Below are 7,531 nucleotides of genomic sequence, written 5' to 3' on the forward strand. Positions count from 1 at the left end.
CAGTTTGTTTACTCGTATCGTCGTAAATATCCGAATCTTGAAAAAGGTCATCCAACCCGTTCTCCACTATATTAGGAGTGTCAGAGCCAATGATGTTCAGCTTTGAATTTTTATTGGCCTTGGGTAATATTATCTGCCCCTTATAAGTAAAGTCACTGCCATTTACTTTTATGTGAAGGGTAATCATTTGACCGTTCTTTGTAATAACGATATTGTATTCACCATCGGGTATACCACTAACGGTGAAATTACCGTCAGAATCTGTAAGAACGGTATCCCCGAATTGAATATTTCCCTTCATAATCTTTACTGTGGCACCATCTACTTTGTTCGGTGGTGTTATATCATCTACCACCGTACCGCTTACGCTGTATGTTCCCTGGGCCCATTTAGTATAAAGGGTTGTATTCTCTGTAACGGTATCAAACTCAAAGCTCCAAGGGTTAGTGCAATTAGCATTCTTATACCAACCAATAAAGCTGTAACCATTTCTTGTGGGCGTAGCTGGTTTCGTCAATAAGGAACCGTATGTAACAGTTTGGGTGGTATAAGTACCGCCTCCTGCGTAATTGCTGTTGAAGGTTACCGTACATTCTTTCGTTTCCTCAGTCCAAACTGCAGTCAAAACCATATTATCATTAATTGTAAAGGTATCTCCTTCTTTATATGTTGTTGTTCCATGGCTCCATCCTAAAAAAGATGCGCCGCTTTTGGAGAGATTTCCTTTGTTTCCGAAAACGGTAACCGTATCACCGGATTTATAATTGGAACGGCCCTTAGGTACTTTTCCCGAAGTTGTGTCGCCCTCGACATAGATCACTTCGAGAGTTTCAGGGCTTTTCTCTGTCCATTTTGCGTAAAATGTCATGGAATGTTCCACGTTATCGGTTTTGAAATTCCATGGGTTTTTGCAGTTACTATCCGTATACCAGCCGCCAAAGGTATATCCTGCCCTTATCGGAGTAGTAGGTGCTGCCAATTTGTCACCAACGGAAGCACTTAGCTTGCTATAGCATTCGGGTGCCCCTTCATAATTACAGTTATATGTAACCATAACTTTTGTAGTTACAGTCAAAGCTTCACTTTTCTTAGAAGCTTTGTGGGTATCGGTTTCCTTGATCCACTGATAAACTTTATATTCTAGGCCTGATCTCAAGTCTATAAATTTATTGCTATCCTGACTAATAAACTGTTCCTGTTCTGCATCAGGCGGCATGAAGCTTATCCCATATTGATAACCTTCTACGGGTTGCAAAGTAATACTATTATCCGTTCGTTCCAAAAGTATGGGAGCCAACGCAGTTCCCTCACAATCCACTTTGCCAATTTCAGATGTAGCATCACTGGTTCGTGTGCCTTTTTTATCACTACTGGTGATCTTCACTGTGATTACTGCGCCTACATCATCCTTGGTCAACGTATATGTACTCTCTGTTGCACCAGAGATATCTTCACCGCCCCTTATCCACTGATAGGAAAGAGTACCGGTGCTGTTACTGTCCGTAAGTGATGCCGTCAGTGTCTTGCCGAACACCGCGTCGCCCGTAATCGTAGCCTTTCCTGTCAATGCATTCTCATCCACTGTAGCTTTGATCGTAACAGTAATCATATCTGTAGTTCTGCTTTGATTACCCTTCTTCACAGTAACAGTAAAGCTGTAGCTGCCATCTGTGCCGTCTGGGTCTGCTGAAGTACCCGCTGTGGGCGCAGTGTAACTACCATCAGTTATTGTAACAGTCACAGTGTCATCTTTGACCGCTTCTTTCGCAATCTTTTCAACTGCCACTTTAACGGCCTCTTCATCAGCTGCATCCGCCTGTTTTATTGTTTCGTAGGTTGCGCCAGCCGCTGCGGTTTTAGCAGCGTCTACTGCGTCTGCGCCTGTTTCAATCTGCTTAAAGTATGGATATTTATCGGATTCAAAAACCCATATGGAAGTGTCCCATTCGTTAAATGTACTATCGTCTGATTCTATACCCGAGGTATTAGTGGCATTCTTCATCCAGTCTATAGATTTACCCACAGCTTGCCCCTCAACATCACCACCACTGATGCCAACATCAACACCACTTGTTTCTTTGTCATAGTAGCAGTTTTGAACTGTTCCACTATTGTAGAATACGACGCCCGCGGCTGTACCGGAATATCCTTTTACAATGCCCGCATTGTAGCAGTTTTGAACCGTTCCAGAAGCAGAAGCATTATTTGCCACTATGCCTGCGGCAAAGTAATAGGAGCTATTAATATAGCTATTCGTCACGCAGACATTTTTGACTGTACTACTGTCACTATGTGAGACCACGCCTGCCACAAACATATTACCATTGATATAGCTATCCATTACGCCAAGATTTATAATTTCAGCTTTTAAAATCCACCCGAATAGGCTCTGATAATCTTCACCTGAATTTATATAGATACCGCTTACTGTATGACCTTCACCATTGAAAATGCCCTTAAACACCTTATTCTGTACGCCGATAGGCGTCCATGTATTCTTCGGTGCAGTTGTCTCCCATTTGCTCACATTGGATACATCGTTCAAAGCAATGTCTGCCCCTAGTTTAACGGTCTTGCCAGAAAAATCCTTTCCGCCATTGACCAACTCCGCAAACCCTGCCAGTTGTTCCGCAGTGGTGATGGTAAACGTAGAACCTGTGTCACTATACCAGCTTGTGTCTTTGGTTCCATCCCATATGGAGGAACCGCTGCTTGTTACTTCAAAGGACAGGCTGGCCATGAGAGAAACAGCGTTGTCTCCGGTTATGGCAAGTGTGTCTGTATAGGTATTTGCCGACAGACCAGTTTTCGGTCGAACGCTTACTGTAGCGGTTCCCCCTGGGGCAATACTCTCAGATGACAACGCCGTGCTAATTACAAAACTGCTTTCAGCAGACAGTGTTGCACTAAGACCTGTAATGGTTCCCGTACCCGTATTGGTAATGGTAAATTCCTGTGCCGCTTGGTCACTGTATCCAGCCAACGCCTCTGCAAAGGTATTGCTGTTAGGGGATACCTTTGCTGTGTAGGTCTCGTCTCCAGATTCGCCAGAAGATTCAGGTTTTATCAGTTGTGGATACTTATTAGCTTCAAATATCCAAACGTCTGTGCTCCAGTTCTTAAATGGTGTGGCTGTCTGCATATTCTTAGTAGACTTACCTTGAACACCGTCAGTATTGTCATTATATCCACATGTGGTACTATCATAATAACAATCTGTAACTGTAACATCGTTGAAACCTACGATGCAACCAATAAAACTCGTATTCGATCCATAATTCAAGGTACCTGTGTTATAGCAATTAACAACCGAAGAATTATTAATAGAATTACCAACGATGCCACCAATACAACCATGACTTCCAATTACATTTCCTGTGTTATAGCAGTTTTCCACCTTGGCTTTGTTATTTAAACTATTTATACAGCCTGCAATACCTCCAACCTCAGATCCAGCCATATTCTGGCTTGTACTACGAACTGTGCCTTCGTTATAACATTTTGAGATTGTTCCTCCATCACAGTAAGCTACGATACCGCCAATCCTAGCCTTTCCGCAAATATAACTTTTGGTAACACCCAAATTCTGTACGGTTCCGTTTTTTATACTGCCAAATAATCCCTCTCCATATTTATCTACTTGAATATAAATTCCACTTACCGTATGTCCGTTGCCATCAAAAATGCCGCTAAAGTAGGCATTATCATTTCCGATAGGCGCCCAACTATTGAGGTCTTTAGTGTTTTCATCCCAATTATCCGCATCGGACACATCGTTCAAAACAATGTCTTCACCCAGCTTAACGGTCTTGCCAGAAAAATCCTTTCCGTCATTGACCAACTCCGCAAGCCCTGCCAGCTGTTTTGCAGTGGTGATGGTAAACTCCTTATCCGTGTCATTATACCAGCTTTTGTCCGTGGTTCCATCCCATATGGAGGAACCACCAGACGCCTTCGTGGTAAAGGTATGGGTATCTTCTGTCATCTTATTGCCTGCCACGTCTTTAAAACCAGATATGGTAATGGTATATTCCGTGTCGTTAGCTAGTTGGGAATAAGAAACTTTGTAAACCTTGTTTTCTCCCGACCACTCACCTGTGTTCAATGTATCCACGCCATTGTCCAGTGACACCGTGCCTGCCGTGTTTGTATCCATCGCCTCGCTGAAAGTGATGACAACATCACCGCTGGCTGCGACGTCCGTACCATTTGGTGTAACACTCTCCACAGTAGGCGCTTCTTCATCAGAGCCGCCCGAAGCAGTCAAAGTGCCTACGGCAGTGGTGTAATCATCTGTAGTTGTAACAGAACCAGAATAAGATGTTTCGCCAACTTCTGCTCCTGTAACCGTTGCACCATCTGGAAGCCAGAGGTATAACTTGCCTGACTCGTCTGTATACATACTATCTGTTCCATATGAATAAGAACTTGAATTGTATGTAACTGAAAGTGAATCCACTGCCGTTTTTTTATCAATGCCACCTAGTGTGACAGTGGTCATGTAGACAGGTGTATCGTAGCTTTCGCTGACCTGCGTGTGCGAATGTATATAAACCGCTTGTTCTTCATAAACTGATCCGCCAGAAATATAACAGTAGTCATTTGTATTATCACCGTTCGCGCCCTGACCAATGTCACCCGCATCAATTGTGCCACCGGTAATCGTTAACGTACCTCCCGCAGTACCCATGCCGCCGCCGATCCCAGCGCCGCCCCAGTTTCCATTTGCTGTTATTATTCCTCCTTGGATCGTGACATTTCCACCACCGATATTTGAATTGCCGCCGATACCCGCACTGTATTTGCCGCCGTTCGCCTTGAGCGTTCCGCCGCCATCAATGTTGATTGTTGTGCCATCTGGAACTTGCAATCCAGCGCAATTATTTCCACTTGTTAAAGTATTTGTTGTATCGTCCTCAAGCGTCAGATTGACTGCTGCATCGTTTTCCAACGCAAAAGCGCATTTGTTCTCCTCGGTCAGCTGAATATCCACGCCGTCGAGCGTGATATTCGCATCTACGCCATCAACCGTGATAGTGTGTTCTGCTGTAGTTCCCGTGATGATAATACTATCACCAGAGGAATACGCTTCCGTTTGACTCCCTTCGGAGTCGTAATATGCAATCTCTCCATTAGAGACATTCACATTTCCCTGTGATATATCCGCATAAAATGTTTCACCTGCAGCCAGCGCAGTTACCGGCAACATTCCCAGGATCATAGCAACGGATAACGCCATTGTTAGAATACGTCGGAATAATTTGTTTTTGTTCATATACCTATCCTCCTAATTCTTCATTGATTTTCTAAGGTAATACCCACTAATTGTGTAGGTACAGGCGTCATCCCCCAATTACGCAGTATTATTCTCATTACTTGATATACAGAAGCTCACTCAAAAACACCTCCTTATTACGAACGACTGGCGGTCTTCCTTATTCGTCTTTTTCTCACATGGGCGGTTTATATCGAAGATTCTTCAATTCCTCACGAAGTCGTTCCTCGCACAATGGCTTTGTAAGGTATCCACTGGCATGCAGGGCAAAGGCATCTGACATATAAGGATAATCTTTACTACTGGAAATAAAAATCAGATTAATATCAGGAATTGCCTTTTGAAGTCTTTGAGCTAAAACAATCCCATTCATTCCCCCCAACTCTATATCCAAAAAAGCAACCTTGGGTCGAAATCCGTTTTCTATTTCTGCGAAAGCTGTCACATAATTTAGAAAGCCTTTTATTTCCGCTAGCGGATGAACATCCTCCAGCCTTACAAGCAGTCGTTCCAGTGCCACACGTTCGTCGTCTACTGCCATAAGATACATAAAATCCACTCCCTCCCTTCTATCATTTTCATTTTGAATTTTTATTTAGACAATAGTTCGGCCTCCCGACTTTTTTTGACAATCTTTTACACTTTTATTTTACTCTTTCAACCGTAACAAAACCGTAACAAAAAAGGATATGCACGTAAAAAAAAACAAAAAATTTACGTGCATATCCTATATTTTTAGTTTTGACTAAGGGCAACTACATTTTTCGCTGGCATAGCCTTCCCGTTGTCAACTCTGCCCAACTGTAGCTTACCATATATTCTCCAGAAAATTTATTTATCGTGGGGACATCACCGGCTAAAAAACGGTAATAGTCACAGTCGAACTGCTCTGTATCCACAGCGATGTAATTTCGCTTTCGCACAATCATATCTTTTGCTCCCGCTTCTGTCAGCGTTTTCAGCAAGTCAGATATATGTACCCGCAACTGGGTTTGCAAGGAACTGTCATACAGCCGATCCTCATACAATATGGCGGCCAGTTCCTGCATGGTAAGCCCCGCCCCCCGCCGATCCACCAGACAGGCCAACAGCTCCTTTGTGCGTTTGCGCTCAAACAACAGCGGCTTGCCATCAACAAAAATATCAAAGTGACCAAAGGTTTGTACCTGAACATGGGCTTTGCTTTGCGGCACAGGAAATCGCAGATTATCCAATTCTTCTTGTATCCGTTGGACACTGACCGGCTTCGTTATATAGCCGCTGGCATGTAATGCAAACGCCTCTGGCATATATTCAGGAAATCCCGTAACAAAAACCAAATTAATTTTAGGCAAAACTTCTTTAAAGCACAAAGCCAATTCAATGCCGCTCATGCCGTACATTTCAATATCCAAAAACGCTATATCAGGACAAAACCCATTTCCAATTTCTGCAAGTGCCTTCTGGGGATGCAAGAAACCACGAATTTCCCCCTGAGGCTGGGCCTTCTTTAACTTGGAAATCAGATTCTCCAGCGCAAGGCGTTCATCGTCTACCGCAATAAAATTCATACGTTTACCCCCTTTGGTATAGACATCGTCACCACTGTGCCAACATCGATTTTGCTGTCAATATGCAGGGTTCCTCCGCATTGGCGGTGTAGCCGTTCCCTTGCGTTATCTATACCGATGTGATATTCACCAACCCATGTGTCACTATCCGGATTAAACCCCACACCATCATCTGTCACCGTAATTACGTAATCATTGGAAGTATCCATGATAGAAATTGTGATGGTTCCGCCTTCCGGTCTTTTCGTGACCCCATGGCGCACTGCATTTTCCACCATAGGCTGCACCACCAGAGGCGGTAATACAAATCCTCCCGCTTGAATATCATAAACCACCTGCAATCGCTCTTCAAAACGCATTTGCTCCAGGGAGAGGTAATGCTTTACATTGGATAACTCTTTTTCAATTCGAATCAAGCGTGTCTCAGTTGAAAAGTCGATATTGCTGCGCAAAAAGGCAGCGAAGTCCCCAATGGCCTCCTGTGCCTTCTGGCTGTCGGTATCACAAAGCTGCTCAATAGCAGTCAGCGTGTTGTAGAGAAAATGGGGTTTGATCTTCGTTTGCAGCAACGCCGTCTCAGTCCATTTTATCCGTTCAGAAGCCTCTTGATACTGTTGGCGTATTCGCTGTCCGTCTAAACCCAGTCGTCTGACATGCTCAGTTATAGCAACAGTAAAGATCATGGAAACAGTTAATATAACAATTA

At 43.7% G+C, this 7,531-nt stretch carries 4 protein-coding genes; all 4 read right to left on the bottom strand.

Annotation, left to right across the window (positions count from 1 at the left end):
• On the bottom strand, positions 1-5,275 hold a 5,275-nt coding region (locus tag RTK36_RS10155), incomplete at its 3' end, for an InlB B-repeat-containing protein (RefSeq protein WP_312046785.1).
• Positions 5,276-5,450: 175 nt separating this feature from the next.
• Entirely contained in the window at positions 5,451-5,825 is a 375-nt protein-coding gene (locus RTK36_RS10160) for a LytR/AlgR family response regulator transcription factor (RefSeq protein WP_312046942.1), read from the bottom strand.
• 205 nt (positions 5,826-6,030) lie between these two features.
• Positions 6,031-6,825 carry a response regulator gene (locus RTK36_RS10165; RefSeq protein WP_312046787.1) on the bottom strand — a complete coding sequence of 265 codons (795 nt, stop codon included), beginning with the start codon at positions 6,823-6,825 and terminating at the stop codon, positions 6,031-6,033.
• The coding region (locus RTK36_RS10170) for a sensor histidine kinase (protein ID WP_312046789.1) at positions 6,822-7,531 on the bottom strand (710 nt) is incomplete at its 5' end. The genes RTK36_RS10165 and RTK36_RS10170, both read right to left, overlap by 4 nt.

This window comes from Anaerotignum sp., from assembly GCF_031981185.1.
Taxonomy (GTDB): Bacteria; Bacillota; Clostridia; order Lachnospirales; family Anaerotignaceae; genus Chakrabartyella.